Origin of the sequence: Tropicibacter oceani, assembly GCF_029958925.1 — a bacterium.
In the GTDB taxonomy this organism is placed as follows: Bacteria; Pseudomonadota; Alphaproteobacteria; order Rhodobacterales; family Rhodobacteraceae; genus Pacificoceanicola; species Pacificoceanicola oceani.
Map to the genome: position 1 here is coordinate 3382478 of NZ_CP124616.1, position 17911 is coordinate 3400388.

The 17911-nt window shown below is 65.2% G+C and carries 17 protein-coding genes and 1 tRNA gene; 8 read left to right on the forward strand and 10 right to left on the reverse strand.

All coding sequences use genetic code 11. From position 1 onward, the window contains the following. Positions 1-37: 37 nt before the first annotated feature. From QF118_RS16270 to QF118_RS16285, 4 genes are read right to left on the reverse strand one after another with little or no spacing between them, the layout of a single operon-like run. Entirely contained in the window at positions 38-1294 is a 1257-nt protein-coding gene (locus tag QF118_RS16270; protein ID WP_282300095.1) for an aminotransferase class V-fold PLP-dependent enzyme, read from the reverse strand. Beyond that, positions 1294-1488: a DNA gyrase inhibitor YacG gene (locus QF118_RS16275; RefSeq protein WP_282300096.1), complete on the reverse strand. Its 195-nt coding sequence runs from the start codon at positions 1486-1488 to the stop codon at positions 1294-1296. The genes QF118_RS16270 and QF118_RS16275 overlap by 1 nt, the downstream gene beginning before the upstream one ends. Continuing rightward, positions 1485-2519 carry a ribonuclease E/G gene (locus tag QF118_RS16280; RefSeq protein ID WP_282300097.1) on the reverse strand — a complete coding sequence of 345 codons (1035 nt, stop codon included), beginning with the start codon at positions 2517-2519 and terminating at the stop codon, positions 1485-1487. The genes QF118_RS16275 and QF118_RS16280 overlap by 4 nt, the downstream gene beginning before the upstream one ends. Then, positions 2516-3106, reverse strand: a complete 591-nt coding sequence (locus QF118_RS16285; protein WP_282300098.1) for a Maf family protein — start codon at positions 3104-3106, stop codon at positions 2516-2518. Before QF118_RS16285 ends, QF118_RS16280 begins: the two co-directional genes overlap by 4 nt. 108 nt (positions 3107-3214) lie before the next feature. Here QF118_RS16285 and QF118_RS16290 point away from each other — a divergent pair, with 108 nt between their 5' ends. Further along, positions 3215-6406, forward strand: a complete 3192-nt coding sequence (locus QF118_RS16290; protein WP_282300099.1) for a 2Fe-2S iron-sulfur cluster-binding protein — start codon at positions 3215-3217, stop codon at positions 6404-6406. Between the two features lie 36 nt (positions 6407-6442). On the opposite strand, the gene QF118_RS16295 is transcribed toward QF118_RS16290, so the two are convergent. From QF118_RS16295 to QF118_RS16305, 3 genes are read right to left on the reverse strand one after another with little or no spacing between them, the layout of a single operon-like run. Then, positions 6443-6922 carry a DUF2948 family protein gene (locus QF118_RS16295; RefSeq protein ID WP_282300100.1) on the reverse strand — a complete coding sequence of 160 codons (480 nt, stop codon included), beginning with the start codon at positions 6920-6922 and terminating at the stop codon, positions 6443-6445. Further along, positions 6919-8190, reverse strand: coding sequence for a UDP-N-acetylglucosamine 1-carboxyvinyltransferase (murA, locus tag QF118_RS16300; protein ID WP_282300101.1), 1272 nt, complete (start codon positions 8188-8190; stop codon positions 6919-6921). The genes QF118_RS16295 and murA overlap by 4 nt, the downstream gene beginning before the upstream one ends. Before the next feature lie 5 nt (positions 8191-8195). Beyond that, positions 8196-8357, reverse strand: coding sequence for a hypothetical protein (locus QF118_RS16305; protein WP_282300102.1), 162 nt, complete (start codon positions 8355-8357; stop codon positions 8196-8198). Between the two features lie 95 nt (positions 8358-8452). On the opposite strand from QF118_RS16305, the gene QF118_RS16310 reads away from it, so the two are divergent. Continuing rightward, a tRNA-Thr gene (locus QF118_RS16310) sits at positions 8453-8527 on the forward strand. A gap of 65 nt (positions 8528-8592) precedes the next feature. On the opposite strand, the gene QF118_RS16315 is transcribed toward QF118_RS16310, so the two are convergent. Then, entirely contained in the window at positions 8593-8811 is a 219-nt protein-coding gene (locus QF118_RS16315) for a hypothetical protein (RefSeq protein WP_282300103.1), read from the reverse strand. An 87-nt stretch (positions 8812-8898) separates the two neighbouring features. Here QF118_RS16315 and QF118_RS16320 point away from each other — a divergent pair, with 87 nt between their 5' ends. From QF118_RS16320 to ptsP, 4 genes are all read left to right on the forward strand, one after another. Next, positions 8899-10152, forward strand: coding sequence for a 3-deoxy-D-manno-octulosonic acid transferase (locus QF118_RS16320; protein ID WP_282300104.1), 1254 nt, complete (start codon positions 8899-8901; stop codon positions 10150-10152). A 49-nt stretch (positions 10153-10201) separates the two neighbouring features. Continuing rightward, positions 10202-10633, forward strand: coding sequence for a DUF1178 family protein (locus QF118_RS16325; RefSeq protein ID WP_282300105.1), 432 nt, complete (start codon positions 10202-10204; stop codon positions 10631-10633). A gap of 101 nt (positions 10634-10734) precedes the next feature. Then, on the forward strand, positions 10735-11973 hold the full coding sequence (locus QF118_RS16330) for an aspartate kinase (RefSeq protein WP_282300106.1): 1239 nt from the start codon (positions 10735-10737) through the stop codon (positions 11971-11973). Positions 11974-12200: 227 nt separating this feature from the next. Beyond that, positions 12201-14459 (forward strand): phosphoenolpyruvate--protein phosphotransferase, encoded by a 2259-nt coding sequence (gene ptsP, locus QF118_RS16335; protein WP_282300107.1) that lies wholly within the window; start codon positions 12201-12203, stop codon positions 14457-14459. A 475-nt stretch (positions 14460-14934) separates the two neighbouring features. Here ptsP and QF118_RS16340 read toward each other — a convergent pair whose 3' ends face one another. Both QF118_RS16340 and QF118_RS16345 read right to left on the reverse strand, forming a co-directional pair. Then, on the reverse strand, positions 14935-15690 hold the full coding sequence (locus QF118_RS16340) for an EcsC family protein (protein WP_282300108.1): 756 nt from the start codon (positions 15688-15690) through the stop codon (positions 14935-14937). Positions 15691-15744: 54 nt separating this feature from the next. Beyond that, positions 15745-16239: a GNAT family N-acetyltransferase gene (locus QF118_RS16345; RefSeq protein ID WP_282300109.1), complete on the reverse strand. Its 495-nt coding sequence runs from the start codon at positions 16237-16239 to the stop codon at positions 15745-15747. 73 nt (positions 16240-16312) lie between these two features. Here QF118_RS16345 and QF118_RS16350 point away from each other — a divergent pair, with 73 nt between their 5' ends. Both QF118_RS16350 and QF118_RS16355 read left to right on the forward strand, forming a co-directional pair. Next, complete coding sequence (locus tag QF118_RS16350) at positions 16313-16918, forward strand: flavin reductase family protein (protein WP_282300110.1); 606 nt, start codon at positions 16313-16315, stop codon at positions 16916-16918. A 257-nt stretch (positions 16919-17175) separates the two neighbouring features. After that, on the forward strand, positions 17176-17844 hold the full coding sequence (locus QF118_RS16355; RefSeq protein WP_282300111.1) for a CatB-related O-acetyltransferase: 669 nt from the start codon (positions 17176-17178) through the stop codon (positions 17842-17844). Positions 17845-17911 lie beyond the last annotated feature (67 nt).

A 17911-nucleotide genomic window follows, 5' to 3' on the forward strand; every position in this document is an offset into this window, starting at 1 on the left:
CTGTCCAGAGGCCCCGCGCGCCGATGCCAGACAGGGCCTACCCCGCCTGCGCCGCGATCTCCTTGGCCGCCGCCAGAAACGCGCGCACCTCGTCCAGCGAGTTGTAATGCGCCAGCGACACGCGGATGCAATCGGGCTGCCCAAGCGGAGCAAGGATATTGCCCGAATAGTGATCGGCCTTGCGCATATGCGTGCGGATGCCCGCCGCGTTCAGCGCCGCGACCACCTCGCCCGACGGGCGCCCGTCGATCCAGAAACTGACCAGCCCTTCGCGCGCCGAATTGTCCGCCCCGGCGACGATGCGAACCCCCGGCAGTTCCGCCAGCCCGGTCAGGTTGCCGATCCCGGTCAGCATGGCCTTGGTCAGGGCCGCCTCGTGAGCATGGATCGCCGCGCCTGCCGCCTCGATCCGTGCGCGGCGGTCGGTGGCGTCCGACACCTGCGCGCCCAGCCAGTCGAAATAGCCCACCACGTCGGACATGGTGGCATAGGCCCCGGTGTCGCGCGTGCCAAGTTCCCAATTGCCGTCCGGCCCGCCGACCAGCGCGTCATGCGCCAGCATGGTCAACCGGTCCGAGGCCCAGGCCACACCATAGCCATGGCGCGAAAACACCTTGTAGGGCGAGACGACATAGCCGTCGATCACCGCGTCGCTCAGATCAATGCGCCCGTGGCAGGCGTGCTGGATGCCGTCGACGATGATGTAACAGTCGGGCGACACCGCGCGGATCGCCCGCGCGATTCCCGCCACGTCATTGCCCATGCCGGTGACAGGCGAGGTGTGCAGGATCGTCGCCACCCGCGTGTCAGGCGTGACCACCTCGGCATAGGCCTGCGGGCTTACTGTCCCGGCCTCGTCATCATGCGGCACCAGAACATGCGGGCGTTTCGTCATCGCCGCCCAGCGCGCGCAGGCACTGCGCGAGGCCGGATGCTCGACCGTCGAGCTGACCACAACCCCGCCCTTTTCAGCGCCAAGGCAGGCATCCTGCACCAGCCGGAACAGCAGTTCCGTGCCGCTTTCGCCCCACAGCACCGCGCCGCCGGGCGCGTTGAACAAAACCTTCACATCCTCGCGCGCCTGGTTGATCACCTTGACCAGCGCCTGCGAGGCCGGGTTGTCGCGCCCCTGGTTGTCAGGAATACCGGCAAAGCGTGTCGTGGTGTCCACCACCGAATTCAACGTCAAAGCCCCGCCCGCGTTCTCGAAAAAGATGCGCGGCCCGGTGAACGGGCAGGTTTCGACATGGGCAAAACGGGCGCGGATCTGCGCCAACAGGTCGTCAGAAAACATCAGTGCGGCTTTCGTTGTTGATCGTCCAATGCGCGAAGGGTCTCTTCGGCGGCCTTTTCCATATCCTCGGGGTCGTTCGAGGGGATCGCATAGGTGCCCCCCAGCCATTTCGCCAGATCCACATCGGCGCAGCGTTTCGAACAAAAGGGGCGGTATTTCGGATCGGTGTCCTTTGAGCAGATCGGACAGCTCATTTCAGCAGCTCCTTCAGCGGCTGGCGGTCACGTTTGCGCTGAATTTCCATCAGGCCCAGCGTGGTCCAACCAGCCAGAACCGACTCGGTCGCCTCGCGTTTCAGCCCGGCGCGCAGCATCCCCTCCAGCTGTTTGCGGTCCTTCTTGGGGCATGGCGCCGGATCGACGATGATCTGGCCGCCAAGCCCGCGCAGGCGCAACTGGCGCGGCAGATCGCGCATCGCCGCCAGATTGGCCTTGAGCCCCGCGGCAGGCGAAGTATCGCCGCCGGTGTTCACATCGACCGCCACCAGCGCGCTGGTCGGCTCGATGATCATCGTATAGCCGCCCGGCAGGGCGACGCGCGGGCGGCGCAAGTCGTCGATCATCTCGTCCACGCCTTGCCGTTCGAAACTGCCCGCCTCGGCGTCGATCTGCGCCTCTTCGCTCCATTCGCGCCAGGCCAGCGCGTGCGGGCCGTCGCCTTCGACCAGCACTTCGGCGTCAAAGCCTTCGTCGCCCAGCACATGCGCGGCCAGACGCGCCATGGTGGCCACGTCCTCGGCGATCTCGCCCTGCCCGGCCGCCGCGCAGGACGACCGCAGGATCAGCCCCGCCTCTTCGGGCAGCGGCGCATCGGCCAGCGCCTCGTGCGCGGCCTCAAGCGCGGCGTCGCGCAGATCGTCGTCCTTGATCTGGCGCGACACATTGATGCCCGGCTTGCCGGCGGTCACGATGGCATAGCGCGACTTGAACAGCAGGCTGGAGGTGACCGGGATCGCCTTGCCTTCCTCGGCAAAGCTGGTGACCTGCACCAGCATGGCCTGCCCCGGTTTCAGCCCCTTGACCTGACGCAGAAAGGCCGTGCCATCGGGGGTGCGCAGGAACATCCCGCCCTGCCCCTTGACCGGGCGTTCGGCGATGGCGCGATAGATCGTGCCGGGGCGCGGTGCATCGCTGTCGATCAGCAGATCGTCCAGCTTGCCATCGCGGATCAGCGCCGCCGCCTCGCGGGGGCCAAGATGATCCAGCGCTACAGTCAAACCCTTCATGTCTTTTCCTTATACACCGGATAGCCCGCGGCGATCAGCAGATTGGCGGTTTCGGCCAGCGGCAGGCCCACAACAGCGGTGAACGAGCCGTTGATCCACGGGATGAACGCCCCCGCCATGCCCTGAATACCATAACCGCCCGCCTTGCCCTGCCAATCCCCGCTGGCAAGATAGGCGTTCAGTTCCTCGTTCGAGATATTCTTCATCTTGACCTGCGTGACCACGTCGCGTTCCCACAGCCTGTCACCCCGGCGCACGGCCACGGCGGTAATCACCCGGTGCCGCCGCCCCGACAGCTTGGTCAGGAATTCCGCCGCCTCGCCCGCATCGCGCGGCTTGCCCAGAATGCGGCGCCCCAGCGCCACGGTGGTGTCGGCGGACAGCACGATTTCATCCGCCGTTGCGGGGATCGCCTGCGCCTTTTCGCGCGCCAGCCGCACGCAATAGGGGCGCGGCAACTCTCCTGCCTTGGGGTCTTCGTCGATGTCCGGATGGCGGATGTCATGCGGCGCCAGCCCCAGCTGCGCCAGCAGCTCGCGGCGGCGGGGGCTGCCAGAGCCCAGAATCAAATGGGGGGTGTCGGTCATGGCGGTCCCTTGTCTTGCGCGACTGCCCATAACCCTTTGCCGCCCCAAGGGCAAACGCCGCTTGCCCCCCGCCGCCAGCGCGGTAGTCTGCCGCGCAGGAGGACCCCCATGGCATTGCGTATCTTTTCGGACCGGAAACGGCCCGTTCACCTTGGCCCCTACCCGTTGGAGCGGTTGCAGCCTGGCCCGATGCCCGACCTTGCCGCCCTGCCCGCATGGCAACCGCTGGATTTCCAGCGCGCCGCGCCTGAAAGCCTGGTCAACGCCATGGCCGATCATCAGGCCATGATGGACGCGATCCGCGACGGGCTGGTGAACCGGGCGCAATCCGCCATTCCCGATGATCCGCAAGAGCGCGCCAACCACCTCAAGGCCTTCGGCTATTTCTCCGACGCCTCGATGGTCGGCTGCGCCCGACTGCCCGCCCCGGCCCGCCTGCAATCACCAGTGATCAACCCCGGCATAGCGGCGCTGGCCGAGGCGCTGAAGACCCGCCAGACCAAGACGCTGGCCGCCGGGATCGACATGATCATGGCCGACCTCAAGGAATCGATGCAGGCCCCGCCCGCCTCGATCGACGGCCATACCCATGTGCTGGTCTTTGCCTATGAATACCCGCGCGATCCGCGCGAAGGTGAACCGGGGTTTGACTGGATCAAGGGCGCACAGGCCGAACGCGCCTGCCTGCGCGCCTCGGAAACCGCCACCGTCATCGCCAATTACATCCGCCTTCTGGGCCGGGACGCCAAGGCGCACACCGGCACCACCTCGGACCTTGACCTGACGCGGCTGGCCGTCGCCTCGGGGATCGCCTTTCCCGACGGCTCTGCGCCCTGGCTGGGGCGGCGCTATGGGCTGGCGGCGGTATCGACCACGCTGGAGATCGCGCCCGACACCCCGCTTGCCCCGCAAGACCAGCAACCCGCCAGCGAACTGTCCGGCCTGCACTGGCAGCTTGGCACCCGCTCGGCCAAATCCGCGCGCACCCAGGACCCCTTTGCCAAACGCGACTTTGCCGCCAGTCCCCACCCGTTCGAAACCCTGAAACGCGTGGACAGCCCCACCACCTATATAGATGAGCCCAACGTCGCCCGCGTGCCCAAACGCGCCGACATGTTCGCCCGCGCCCAGTTCGGCGACATGGGCAAGCCCCTGCAACAGGCGGCGACAGGCGGGTATTACGTTCGCAAGGCCGCGCCCTCGGGCGCGCAGCGCCGCCTGCTGGGGGCCTTTGTGCTGCTTCAGGACGGCGCGCCCGCAGCGCAGCCCCGGCCAACGGACCCGCACTCAGATGCCGAGGCGATCAAGGCCGCCAGCTACTTTCTGGGCATCGACGCCGTGGGGATATCGCGCTGCCCCGACTGGGCATGGTACAGCCACGATGCGGCGGGCGAGCCGATCCACCCGACCCACACCAACGCCATCAGCATGATCGTCGACCAGGGGTTCGAGACGATGGAGGGTGCAAGCGGCGACGACTGGATCAGCGTCGCGCAATCCATGCGCGCCTACCTGCGGTTTTCCCTGCTGGGCGGGGTGATCGCCGCGCAGATCCGCCGCCTAGGCTATAGCGCCAAGGCGCACTCGGTGATGGACGGCGAGGTGCTGCAACCGCCGCTGTTGCTGCTGTCCGGCCTTGGCGAAGTCAGCCGCATCGGCGAAGTGATCCTCAACCCCTTCCTCGGGCCGCGCCTGAAATCCGGCGTTGTCACCACCGACATGCCGCTGGCCCACGACAGGCCGATCGACTTTGGCCTGCAGAAATTCTGTGAAAGCTGCAACAAATGCGCCCGCGAATGCCCCTCGGGGGCGATCACCGCCGGGCCGAAACTGATGTTCAACGGCTATGAAATCTGGAAATCCGACAGCCAGAAATGCGCCACCTACCGCATCACCACGACCGGCGGTGCCATGTGCGGGCGCTGCATGAAAACCTGCCCGTGGAACCTCGAAGGGCTGTTCGCCGAGGCGCCCTTTCGCTGGGCCGCCATGAACATGCCCGGCGCGGCCCCCCTGCTGGCGAAACTGGACGATGCCGCCAACCGGGGCAGCCTGAACCCGGTCAAGAAATGGTGGTGGGATCTGGAGCTGCAACCGGACGGGGCCTACCGCCCCACCGACAAACCGTTGAACGAACGCGGCCTGCAAAAGGACCTGGACCTCAAATACGAGGACCAGACCCTTGCCGTCTACCCCGCGCCCCTTGCCCCGCACCCCTGGCCCTATCCCTTTGCCATGGACCGCGAGGCCGGGATCGAGGCCTATCAGGCCATGGTCACCGCGCAGGAATACCAGCGCCGCCGCGATGCGGGCGACGCTTCGGTCCTGCACCGCTACAACGCCGCCGAGCAAAGCCCGGTCCTGCGGGTGCAGATCACCATGGCCGAGGACATGGCCCCCGGCCTGACCAAATACGAATTCAGCAGCCTTGACGGCAGCCCGCTGCCGGAATGGACCGCAGGCGCCCATATCGACATCGTCGTGGCCCCGGAGTACCTGCGCCAGTATTCCATGTCCGGCGACCCGGCCAACCGCACCACCTACCAGATCGCCGTCCTGCGCGAAGACGCGGGGCGCGGCGGATCGAAACTGCTGCACCGGATTTTCAGCGAGGGGCGCAAGGTCTTCATCTCGAAGCCGATCAACCATTTCCCCTTGGTCGAGGACGCGGTGCACAGCTATCTGATGGCGGGCGGGATCGGTGTGACGCCAATGATCGCCATGGCCCATCGCCTGCACGCACTCGGGCAGCCCTTCAGCCTGCATTATTCCGTGAAATCAAAAGCCTCTGCCGGTTTCCTCAACGAATTGTTCAGCTTTCCATGGGCCGACAAGGTGAGCCTGCATATCTCGGACGAAGGCACGCGCTGCGATCTGGCGCAAACCCTGCGCTATCGCCCCGGCGCGCATGTCTATACCTGCGGCCCCGAGGTTTACATGAACGCGGTTCTCGATGCGGCCGAGGCTGCGGGTTTCCCCGACGAGGCCCGGCATTTCGAATTCTTCTCGGTGCCAGAGCTGCCGGAATACGTTAACCATCCGTTCACCCTTCGCCTGAAGGACGGGCGCGAAATCCCTGTTTCAAAAGAAGAAACCGGGACAGACGCCCTTGCCCGCGCGGGCGTGCACGTGGATGTGAAATGCAGCGACGGGATTTGCGGCGTCTGCCAATGCGGGCTGATCTCGGGCGAGGTCGAGCACCGCGACTTTGTCATGTCCAAGGCGCAAAGACAAAGCCGCGTGATCCTGTGCCAAAGCCGCGCGGCACAGCCCGGCGGCGTGATCGAAATCGACCTTTGACCCCCAAACCGGGGGCCAAAATCCCGAACTGGATTTTTACTCCCCGTGCTCCGGCAGTTTGCCAGAGGGCGCAACATAGGGCCGGGTCACATCGCGCAACGACACTTCCAGCGCCTCGACCTCGGCCCGCAGCGCGCCGTCCCCCGCAAGGGTCAGAACCACGTGGCCCCCGGGCGCCTCACCCACCTCGAACGTCACGGACAGCACCGACAGGACCACATCCGCGTCGCCGCGCGCGATGCCCTGGCTGGCAACCCCCAGGACGTTGTCGATCACCAACAGCGACTGCACCCGTTCAACCGGGCGGCCGCGCTTTTGCGCCGCCTCGACGTCTTCCCAGCGCAGCCGGTTCAGCAACAGCCCCAACCGGCGCAGGCCCGGTTGCCACTTGATTTCCGTCGCCGGAAACACCGCGTCCTGCACCAGCGCCGACAGCACGGCCAGATCCTGAGCGTCAAAGGCCCCAAGGTTCAGGGGGCGTTCGCCCCCGTCCTCAAATCGTGCATCCTCGCTCATTCGACTTTGACCCGCTCGATCTTGCCGCCCACGGCGGACAGCTTGCGCACCACATGCTCATAGCCGCGATCAAGGTGATAGACCCGGCTGACCACCGTTTCCCCGCGCGCCGCCAGCCCCGCAAGGATCAGCGAAACCGAGGCCCGCAGGTCCGTCGCCATGACCGGCGCGCCCTTGAGCTGATCGACACCCGTGACCTTGGCCGTACCGCCATGCACGTCGATCTTGGCCCCCATGCGGATCAGTTCCGGCGCATGCATGAACCGATTCTCGAAAATCTTCTCTTCCAGCTGGCTGGTGCCCTCGGCGGTGCACAGCAGCGCCATCATCTGCGCCTGCAGATCGGTCGGAAAGCCGGGATAAGGCTCGGTCGTCACATCGACGGCCCGCACGCGGTCGCCCTTGCGCGACACTTTCAGCCCCTTTTCGGTTTCCTCGACCGACACACCGGCCGCATCCAGCCGTTCGCAGAAGGATTCGACCAGGTTCATCTTGCCGCCAAGGCAGGTCACCTCGCCGCCGCAGATCGCCGGGGCCAGCATATAGGTGCCCAGTTCGATCCGGTCAGTCACCACGCGGTGCGTCGCGCCGCCCAGACGATCGACGCCCTGAATGGTGATGGTGCTGGTGCCCTCGCCCTCGATCTGCGCGCCCATTGCCTGCAGGCAATGCGCCAGATCGACGATCTCGGGCTCGCGCGCGGCGTTTTTCAGAACCGTGGTGCCCTTGGCCAGGGTCGCGGCCATCAGCGCGTTTTCCGTCGCCCCGACCGAGACGAACGGGAATTCCACGACCGCGCCCTTGAGCCCGCCAGACGGGGCCTTGGCATGCACATAGCCATCGCGCAGCTCCAGATCCGCGCCCATCGCCTCGAACGCCTTGAGGTGCAGGTCGACCGGCCGCGCGCCGATGGCACAGCCGCCGGGCAGCGATACAACCGCCTGCCCCGCCCGCGCCAGCATCGGCCCCAGCACAAGGATCGAGGCGCGCATCTTGCGCACGATGTCATAATCGGCGTGCAGGTTGTTCAGGTCGTGGCTGCTCATGGCCAGCACCTGCCCGCCCTGCAACCCCTGCACCTCGGCCCCCAGCGATTGCAGCAGGGCCGTCATCGTCTTGATGTCCGACAAGCGCGGCGCATTGGTCAGCGTCAGCGGCTCGTCCGACAGCAGGGTCGCCGGCATCAAGGTCAGACAGGCGTTCTTTGCGCCCGCGATGGGGATTTCCCCGTTCAGCGGGCCACCACCCGTCACCAAAATCGAATCCATGCCTGTCAGTCCTTGTTACCGCTGTTTTGTTCTGTGTCGCGCGCATCCTGCCCCTGACGCGCCTTGGCCTGCGCCTTGCGCCGTCCAAGATTCGCCTTCAGCGCCGCTTTCAGGCGCGCGTCCCGTGTCTTTTCGGGCGTTTTCGGGGGTGTTGCTTTGCGTTGCATGAGGTCTCTGTAACCTACGTGCAAAAAAGGGTCCAGTTTACGCTTGCACCCGAAAAGTTTTGCGGCTAATCACCCGGCACGTTTCGACGGACGGCGCTGCTGTAGCTCAGAGGTAGAGCACTCCCTTGGTAAGGGAGAGGTCGAGAGTTCAATTCTCTCCAGCAGCACCATTTCCCAATCCCGGAAAATTTCAGGTGACAGCGCGGTTTGACGCTGCGGCGGCGCTTTTGAAGCGTTACATCAAGTTTGCGCTGCAACCCTGCGACATCACTTGCAAACCTGGCGGGGCGATCCCGGTCATCTCAGTTGGGCTGATGCTTGGCAGGTCAGGAAAGGGCGGCGCCTGCAGTGCACCAGCCTGAAAATCGGAAAATTGTTGTTTTAGTGAAAGCGAGGCCCCATAAATTGCCAATCCTAATGTAATATTATCGCTATAGTGATATTCGATCCCCAAGATTCCAGCTTCCCAACCTGATCAATGCCTCGCCCAATGCGCCCCCTGGCGGCTTGCCAAGCCCCCCGCGCAGGGCCTATGCCGCTGGTGAAGTCCTCCAAGGAGCCCTTGGCAGTGTTGATCTACCGGATATTGCTAAGCCTTTTCTCTCTGGCCGTGCTTCTGCGCCAGCCCGGCAAGGCGTTGCGCCGCGCCCGTCTGGGGCATGGCATGGCCCCCGCGCCCGGCCAGCACGTCTGGCTGCATGGCGCATCAAACGGCGAGCTGGCCTCGGTTCGCACGGTGCTCGACCATCTTGTCGCCGCGCGCCCCGATCTGAAATGGCTGATCACGGCAAACACCCCGACGGCGGTGCAGATGGTCACGGACTGGGCCCTGCCCGGGGTCAGCGCCCGGCTTGCCCCGCTGGACCTGGCGCGGGTGACGGCCCGGGTGCTGCGCGACTGGCAGGTGGTGGCGCATGTCTCGCTCGAATCTGAGCTGTGGCCGCATCGTTTTCGCCTGTGCCCAGGTCCGGTGATTCTGCTGGGCGCAAGGATGAGCCAGGGCACCGCCCGTGGCCTGGGCCGCCTGCCCGGGCTGTCGCGCGCCATGCTGGAGCATGTGACCCTGGCCATTGCCCAGGATCAGGGCAGCCTTGACCGTCTGACGCAGCTGGGCCTGCCACAGGAGGCGCGCGGGCCGGTTGTCGATCTCAAGGCGCTGTATCTTGCGCCGCAGGGCCAGACGCCCGATGCCGCCTTGCTGGCCGCCTTTCCCCGCGCCCGCACCTGGCTGGCCGCCTCGACCCACGCGGGCGAGGACGAGATCGCGCTGGACGCCCATGCTCTGGCGCTGCGCCATGCCCCGGACCTGCGGCTGATCCTGGCCCCGCGCCATCCGCGCCGGGGCGACGCGCTCGAATCGCTGATCGCCGCACGCGGACTGACCTGCGCGCGGCGCAGCAAGGGTCAGGCGCCGGGCACCGCACAGGTCTACCTGGTCGATACCATGGGCGAAATGGCACTGTGGTATGCGCTGGCGGGGCGCGTTCTGGTCGCCGGCACGCTCAGCGACCGGGGCGGGCATACTCCTTATGAGCCCGCCGCCTTTGGCGCCGCGCTGCTGCACGGGCCGGATGTGGTCAACCACAAGGCGGGGTTCGAGCGGCTGGCGCAGGCGCAGGCATCCGTGCAGATCAATGATGCGGCGTCGCTGGCCGATGCGCTGATCGCCCTGACCAGTCCCGAAGACCAGCAAAGAGCCGGCAAGGCCGCGCAGGCGGCGCTGGCGCAGGACATCGACCTTGACGGGCTGTGCGCGCGGCTGCTGGACCGGTTGCCCGCGTCTGCGCAACCTTGAACCCGGCGCGGTTAAGGCTATCTTCAGAGTATTCAGATCGGATACGGACATGATCCAGTACAGTCTTCGATGCGATGACGGGCACCAGTTCGACAGCTGGTTCCAATCTGCCGGCGCCTTTGACAAATTGCAGGCCGCGGGCCATGTGGCCTGCGCCATCTGCGGATCATCCCAGGTGGTCAAGGCGTTGATGGCGCCGCGCGTCAATCATTCCGACAGCGAAACACCGGCCCCCAGGCCCAGCCTGTCGCAGCCCCAAAGCGTCGCGGAACAGGCGCTGGCGCAGCTCAGGGCGCATGTCGAAGCCAACGCCAGCTATGTCGGCGGCAGTTTCGCCAAGGAAGCGCGCGCCATGCACCTGGGCGAGGCCCCGGAACGCCCGATCTGGGGCGAAGCGCGCAGCGACGAGGCCAAGGCCCTGATCGACGACGGCATCCCGGTCGCCCCGCTGCCCTTCACACCGACGCGAAAAAGCAACTGACCCCAACGCATTCGCCCCCCGCGGCCCTGCGTCAGCATTGACATCTTGCCCTTTTCGTTTCTGCCGCCTAAACCGCGCGAAACTTAAACCGGGGAACTGTCATGCCCGTTCTTGTGATGAAATTCGGCGGCACCTCTGTCGCCACGCTGGATCGCATCCGCCGCGCCGCCAAGCGCGTCGGCGTCGAGGTCGCCAAAGGCTATGACGTGATCGTCATCGTCTCGGCCATGTCGGGCGAAACCAACAAGCTGGTCGGCTTTGTCGAGGAAACCTCGCCGCTGTTCGATGCGCGCGAATACGACGCCGTCGTCAGCTCGGGCGAGAACGTCACCGCCGGCCTGATGGCGCTGACCTTGCAGGAAATGGACGTTCCGGCGCGCAGCTGGCAGGGCTGGCAGGTGCCGGTCAAGACGACCAACGCGCATGCCAACGCCCGGATCGAGGAAATCCCGACCGACAACATCAGCGCCAAGTTCGGCGAAGGCATGAAGGTCGCCGTGGTCGCCGGTTTCCAGGGCATTTCCCCCGAGGGCCGCATCACCACGCTGGGCCGGGGGGGCAGCGACACCACCGCCGTGGCCTTTGCCGCCGCCTTTGGCGCCGAGCGATGCGACATCTACACGGACGTCGATGGCGTCTATACCACCGACCCGCGCATCTGCGACAAGGCCCGCAAGCTGGACAAGATCGCCTTTGAGGAAATGCTGGAACTGGCCAGCCTCGGCGCCAAGGTCCTGCAGACCCGCTCGGTCGAGCTGGCCATGCGCTACAAGGTCCGGCTGCGGGTTCTCAGCAGCTTTGAAGAACAATCGGACGAAGCAGGCACATTGGTCTGCGACGAGGAGGAAATCATGGAAAGCAACGTGGTGGCCGGTGTGGCCCATTCCCGCGACGAGGCAAAGATGACCCTCGTGTCCGTCGCCGACCGTCCCGGTATCGCCTCGGCGATTTTCACGCCCCTGGCCGAGGCCGGCGTGAACGTGGACATGATCGTTCAGAACATCAGCGAAGAAGGTCACACCGACATGACCTTTTCCTGCCCCACCAACCAGGTGGCGCGCGCTGAAAAGGCCATGAAAGACGCCCAGAAGAACGGCAGCATCGACTTTCAGGAAATCATCGCCGACGAAGGCGTGTGCAAGATTTCCGTCGTCGGCATCGGCATGCGCAGCCATACCGGCGTCGCCGCCAAGATGTTCCAGGTGCTGGCCAAGGAAGGCATCAACATCAAGGTCATCACCACCTCGGAAATCAAGATTTCCGTGCTGATCGACCGCAAGTACATGGAACTGGCAGTGCAGGCCCTGCACGACGCCTTTGACCTCGACAAGGCGGCCTGACACAAAGCCGCCCGGCACCGATACCCAAAGCGAGCGGCCCTATGGCCGCTCGTTTCCGTTTCGGGCCAGGTCAGGCCAGGCGCCCATGCGCCGCCCGCCGCGCCACCGCCGACAAATCAGGCAAAGCGCACGGTGAGACATCAAATCGCGGAAGAGTTGTGGAATACCCCTCCCTTTCCGTGGCCCGCTCGCCTATACCAGCCAGCAAGGACGACACAGGATTTCAGATGCCCGACGGTCTTGAAAGCGAAAGCCGCAAACTTCTTGGACGGCTCAGGGATACCATGGCCGAAGAGGCCGCGGGCCAGGCCCGTCTGGACAAGATCACCCATCTGACCGCCGACTCGATGGGCACCGAAGTGTGCTCGATCTACCTGTTCCGCGACCCCGAAACGCTGGAACTCTGCGCCTCGCAGGGTCTCAAGCCCGAGGCCGTGCACCAGACCCGGATGAAACTGGGCGAAGGCCTGGTCGGCCGTACGGCGCGTACCGGCAAGATCGTGAACACCGCCGATGCGCCCTCGGCCCCCGGGTTCCGCTACATGCCCGAAACCGGAGAAGAGATTTACTCCAGCTTCCTTGGCGTCCCGATCCAGCGGCTTGGCGAAAAGCTGGGCGTGCTTGTGGTGCAATCGAAACAGAAACGCGAATTCACCGCCGACGAAGTCTATGCGCTTGAAGTGGTCGCCATGGTGCTGGCGGAAATGACCGAACTGGGCGCCTTTGTCGGCGAAGGCGCGGCGCTGTCGGCGCGCCACACCCAGCCGGCGATGTTCCGCGGCGCGGTCGGCCAGGAAGGCACCGCCATGGGCCACGTCTGGCTGCACGAGCCGCGCGTGGTGGTCACCAACCTTGTGGCCGACGACCCCGAAAAGGAACTGGTGCGCCTGAACGCCGCCGTGGACGAATTGCGCGTCAGCGTCGACCAGATGCTCGAAGGGGCGGATGGCGATGGCGACAAGGACCAGATGCAGGTTCTCGAAGCCTATCGGATGTTCGCCAACTCCAAGGGCTGGCTGCGCCGGATGGAAACCGACATCGCCCGCGGCCTGTCGGCCGAAGCGGCGGTGGAAAAGGAACAATCGCAGGCCCGCGCCCGGATGAACCAGGTGTCCGATGCCTACCTGCGCGAACGCCTGCACGATCTGGACGACCTGTCCAACCGCCTGCTGCGCATCCTGACCGGACAGGGCCGCGAAACCGGCAGCGCCATGCCCGAAGACCCAATCCTGATCGCGCGCAACATCGGCCCCGGCGAATTGCTGGAATATGGCCGCAAGCTCAAGGGCGTCGTGCTCGAAGAGGGTTCGGTCGGCAGCCATGCGGCGATTGTCGCGCGGGCGCTGGCGATTCCGCTGGTGATTCACGCCGCGCGCATCACCAACGAGGCGCTGAACGGCGATCACATCATGGTCGATGGCGACCAGGGCATCGCGCATCTGCGCCCCGACGACACCGTCGTGGCCGCCTTTGTCGACAAGATCGCCATGCAGGCCAAGGCGCAGGAACGCTATGCCTCGATCCGCGACGTTGATTGCGTGTCCGCCGATGGGGTGCGGATTTCCTTGCAGATGAACGCCGGTCTGATGGCTGACCTGCCCTCGCTTGACAGTTCTGGCGCCGAGGGCGTCGGGCTGTTCCGCACCGAATTGCAGTTCCTGATCCGCAACCAGATGCCGCGCCGCAACGAACTGGTCTCGATCTATTCGCGGGTCATCGACGCCGCCCAGGGCAAACGCGTGGTGTTTCGCACGCTGGACATCGGCTCGGACAAGGTGCTGCCCTACATGAAGCCGCAGGATGAACCCAACCCGGCGCTTGGCTGGCGGGCGATTCGTGTCGGGCTGGACAAACCGGGCGTGCTGCGGATGCAGTTGCAGGCGCTGATCCGCGCCGCCAAGGGCCGCCCCCTGACCGTGATGTTCCCCTTTATCGCGCAATACAGTGAATTCCGCGATGCGCGCGCCGAAATGGACAAGGCGCTGGCCCGCGAACTCAAGCTGGGTCATGCCACCCCGCAAAGCGTCGAAATCGGGGCGATGCTGGAAACCCCCAGCCTTGCCTACGCCTCTCAGACGTTTTTCGAAGAGGTCGAATTCCTGTCGATCGGCGGCAATGATCTCAAGCAGTTCTTCTTTGCCGCCGACCGCGAGAACGAGCGCGTGCGCCGCCGCTACGATACCCTGAACGTGTCCTTCCTGACCTTCCTTCAGGACATCGTGCAGCGCTGCGAAAAGACCACGACCAAGCTCAGCTTTTGCGGAGAGGACGCAGGCCGCCCGATCGAGGCGCTGTGCCTTGCGGCCATCGGGATCACGACGCTGTCGATGCGCCCTGCCTCGATCGGTCCGGTCAAAAGCCTGTTGATGCGCACCGATCTGTCGGCGGTGCGCGCGGTGATCGACGCGGCCCGCGCGCGCGGCGATCAAAGCGTGCGCCAAGCGGTCAAGGACCACCTGAGCCAGGAAGGCTGGGCCCTGTCCTGAGGCAGAAACCCTGCCGTGACAGGGCCGCGCTGCGCGCTTCGGCGCGCGCCCAGTCCGCCGGGTCCTGCCGTCGGCGCCGCATCCCGCGTTCGGTCCAGCCCTTGAAACCTGCACCCGCTGCGCGTGCCGTGTCCTGAACCCACATTCGCGGCCTGCACCCGCCCCGCCGATCAGACCGCCGCATGAAAAACGCCCGACCGCGGAGTTTTTCCGGCGACCGGGCGCAAAGACTGCGACGTCTGTTTGTGCTCTGGCCATTCTGGCCCGCGGCACCTATCCCGCGCTTTCTGCGCGGTTTTTCGACCCTCGTTTGCATTCCACGTCAGATGCGCCAAGTTTGACAAGGCGCGCATCACGGGCAGGTTTCAGCGCGGGGCCGATCAGGGGGCGATCACTTGCCCCTTCATCCATGACCCTAGCGCCGCATCCCTAACAAAGGGTGTACAGTTTTCGAAAAATTCGGGAAGAACTCGATTCAACCGTCAAGCCGCGCCGACAGCAGCTCGACCAGCTCTGCAAACGGGGTGCCGGTCTTTTCCTCAAGCGCGCGCAGGCCAAAGACCACCTGCCCCATCTCGTGATAATAGCCCGAGTACGAATAATTCGTCACCGCCGCCGTGGCCGCCCCGATCACCGGAATCGTCTGCGCCGCCAGCTTGCGGCCCAGCACCATGGCCAGGCGCGGCGCGATCAACCCGATCCCGATATAGACGTTCACGCCCGTCAGCGTCACCCGCGACGACAGAAAGTTCAGATCCGGCTTGCCGCCCGCGTCTTTCAAAGGCCCTGCCGCGGCAAAGACCAGCAGCGCGTCCTTGCGGGTCTGCTCGTCATCGGGGTTGAACCCGTGCTCGGCGGCCACCGCCTGAACCGACCGCATCAGCATGGTCACCGTCACCGGCAATTCGGCCAGCGCCGTGGCCAGCCCGCCCATGCCACCGACGATCCCGACGGCGGTCGTGGTCGCGGTGTTGACCCAGGGCTTTTGATCCTTGACCAGGCTGCGCGACCCTGACGCCGCGCTCATCGCCGCCTCCAGCCCGCGTACCGTGGCGGTCTCCAGCTTGCTGCGGGCGTTTTCGGGAAGCCTCTCCAACAGGCCTTCGGCGGGCCAGTTCAACACGTTCAGAACCTGCACACCGAAATTGCCGGCAGCGCGATAGCGCGTGGCCAGATTGTCGATTTCGCGGTCCAGATCAATGGCCGCTTCCACCAGTTCAAAATCACTCATGGTTGTTCCCTCGTCACGCCCCACTCCTAGAAACTGGGTAGACTTGGCGATTTTTCAACCCTTTTGCGGCATCCGCGTGACCTCGCCCTGCACCCCATTCCAGGCGCCGGGGGTCAAGGCATAGCCCAGAACCCGGTCCGGATTGGTCGGCGGGGGCATCTCGACCCCTTCCAGGTGTTCGAACCCGAACCGCTTGTAATAGGGCGCATCGCCCACCAAAAGCACGCGGTCATGGCCCAGTTCGCCCGCCCGCGCCAGGGTTTCGCGCACAAGCGCGCCGCCCAGCCCTTCGCCCTGTGCCGTCGGGTGAACCGCCACAGGCCCCAGCAGCAGCGCAGGCCAATCGCCCACCATGACCGGCCAATAGCGGATCGCGCCGCCAATCATGCCGCTTTCGTCGCGCGCCAGCACGCAAAGCTCGGGCACCGGCGGCACATCATCACGAAGCCGGTACGAACTCAGCAAAGTCCGCCCCGGGGCAAAGCAGCTATCGTAGAGGGCCTCGACCTCCCACCAATCCTGCGGCAGTTCCTGTGCAAGGGTGAACACAACGGCCCTCGTGCATTTCGGTGCATTCCGGCCTATCACGTGGGAAAATCCAGCGCAAACAGGAGAATGCAGAATGTTCTATCGCCCCGAGCAAGGTCACGGCCTGCCCCACAACCCTTTCAACGCCATCGTGACCCCCCGGCCCATCGGCTGGATCTCGTCGCGCGGGGCGGATGGGCGCGACAACCTTGCGCCCTATTCCTTTTTCAACGCGGTCGCCTATTTCCCGCCGCAGGTGATGTTTTCCTCGACCAGCGCCAAACCTGACCGCGACGGCACCAAGGACAGCGTCGGCAATATCCGCGAAACCGGTGTGTTCTGCGTGAACGTCGTCGAATACGCCCTGCGCGATGCGATGAACGCCACCTCGGGACCCTGGGCGCGCGACGTGGACGAATTCGAGCTGGCCGGGCTGGACAAGGCCGAGTGTGAAACCATCCCCTGCGCCCGCGTCGCCGCCGCCCCCGCCAACCTCGAATGCAAGCTGACCCAGATCGTGCAATTGCCCGGAGAGGCGAACTTTGCCGTCTTTGGCGAGGTCACAGGCATCCACATGCGCGACGATTGCATGACCGATGGCCAGTTTGACGTGCTGAAATTCAACCCGCTCGCGCGCATGGGCTATCGCGATTACAGCGTGGTCCGCGAGGTGTTCGAGCTCAAACGCCCGGGCGAATAAGGCTGCGCGCGTTCCGGCCCACACGGCGTCATTCCAGGCGCCCCCCCAAACCCGCCCTGTCCAACCCCTTGCCCGTCCTGGCACCGGGAAACGGGGCGGCGGGCGGGCGCCTTTCGGCACAGCCGAAACAGAGCGGCCCGCCACCCCTGTGCCCCTGTCGCGTTTCGTGCTATCCTGCCCCCACAACCGATGGAGGACGTGATGGACCAGCCCCTTTGAAACCCTGACTTTCAACCGGTTTTCAAAACGAGGTCCCCATGCCCGTCACCTTTCCCCCTGCGCATCGCACGCATCCTATCACCCTGCCCGATGGCTCCGCCCATTCCGGCACCGTCTTTCTGAACACCGTGATCGACCACCCGCGCTTTCAGGTCGGCGATTACACCTATGCCAGCGATTTCGATCCGCCCGACGACTGGGCCGGCCGTCTCGCGCCCTATCTCTTTCCCTTCAGCCAGGAAACCCTGACCATCGGCCGGTTTTGCCAGATCGCCCATGGCGTGCGGTTCCTGACGTCCTCGGCCAATCACGACACGCGCGGGGCCAGCACCTTTCCCTTTGCCGTCTTTGACCCAGACAGCCTGCCGGGCTACCAGCCTGACACCCGTGACACGCAAATCGGCCATGATGTCTGGCTGGGCTATGGCGCGCTGGTCCTGCCGGGTGCCCGGATCGGCAACGGGGTCATCGTCGGCGCGGGCGCGGTGGTGCGCGGGTCTGTGCCCGACTACGCGGTGATCCTGGGCAATCCGGCGCAGATCATCCGGATGCGCTATTCAGCCGACCAGATCGAGACGCTGAACCGGATCGCTTGGTGGGATTGGAGTCGGGAAAAAATCGCGGCAGCGCAGCCTCTGTTGGTGGCCGAGGACATCGCCGCGCTGGCGCAATTCGACGCCGATTTCGGGAAAAACCCGCCGGACTAACCGCTTTTGACGTTTGGTCATAGACGGGGGCCGGTACTCAGGCCCCTGTCTTTTGCAATCTGTACCA

Bases quoted from the DNA above. Each gene is read 5' to 3' on its own strand.
- QF118_RS16270 (WP_282300095.1), bottom strand. From the start codon at position 1,294: ATGTTTTCTGACGACCTGTTGGCGCAGATCCGCGCCCGTTTTGCCCAT.
- QF118_RS16275 (WP_282300096.1), bottom strand. From the start codon at position 1,488: ATGAGCTGTCCGATCTGCTCAAAGGACACCGATCCGAAATACCGCCCC.
- QF118_RS16280 (WP_282300097.1), bottom strand. From the start codon at position 2,519: ATGAAGGGTTTGACTGTAGCGCTGGATCATCTTGGCCCCCGCGAGGCG.
- QF118_RS16285 (WP_282300098.1), bottom strand. From the start codon at position 3,106: ATGACCGACACCCCCCATTTGATTCTGGGCTCTGGCAGCCCCCGCCGC.
- QF118_RS16290 (WP_282300099.1), top strand. From the start codon at position 3,215: ATGGCATTGCGTATCTTTTCGGACCGGAAACGGCCCGTTCACCTTGGC.
- QF118_RS16295 (WP_282300100.1), bottom strand. From the start codon at position 6,922: ATGAGCGAGGATGCACGATTTGAGGACGGGGGCGAACGCCCCCTGAAC.
- murA (WP_282300101.1), bottom strand. From the start codon at position 8,190: ATGGATTCGATTTTGGTGACGGGTGGTGGCCCGCTGAACGGGGAAATC.
- QF118_RS16305 (WP_282300102.1), bottom strand. From the start codon at position 8,357: ATGCAACGCAAAGCAACACCCCCGAAAACGCCCGAAAAGACACGGGAC.
- QF118_RS16325 (WP_282300105.1), top strand. From the start codon at position 10,202: ATGATCCAGTACAGTCTTCGATGCGATGACGGGCACCAGTTCGACAGC.
- QF118_RS16330 (WP_282300106.1), top strand. From the start codon at position 10,735: ATGCCCGTTCTTGTGATGAAATTCGGCGGCACCTCTGTCGCCACGCTG.
- ptsP (WP_282300107.1), top strand. From the start codon at position 12,201: ATGCCCGACGGTCTTGAAAGCGAAAGCCGCAAACTTCTTGGACGGCTC.
- QF118_RS16340 (WP_282300108.1), bottom strand. From the start codon at position 15,690: ATGAGTGATTTTGAACTGGTGGAAGCGGCCATTGATCTGGACCGCGAA.
- QF118_RS16350 (WP_282300110.1), top strand. From the start codon at position 16,313: ATGTTCTATCGCCCCGAGCAAGGTCACGGCCTGCCCCACAACCCTTTC.
- QF118_RS16355 (WP_282300111.1), top strand. From the start codon at position 17,176: ATGCCCGTCACCTTTCCCCCTGCGCATCGCACGCATCCTATCACCCTG.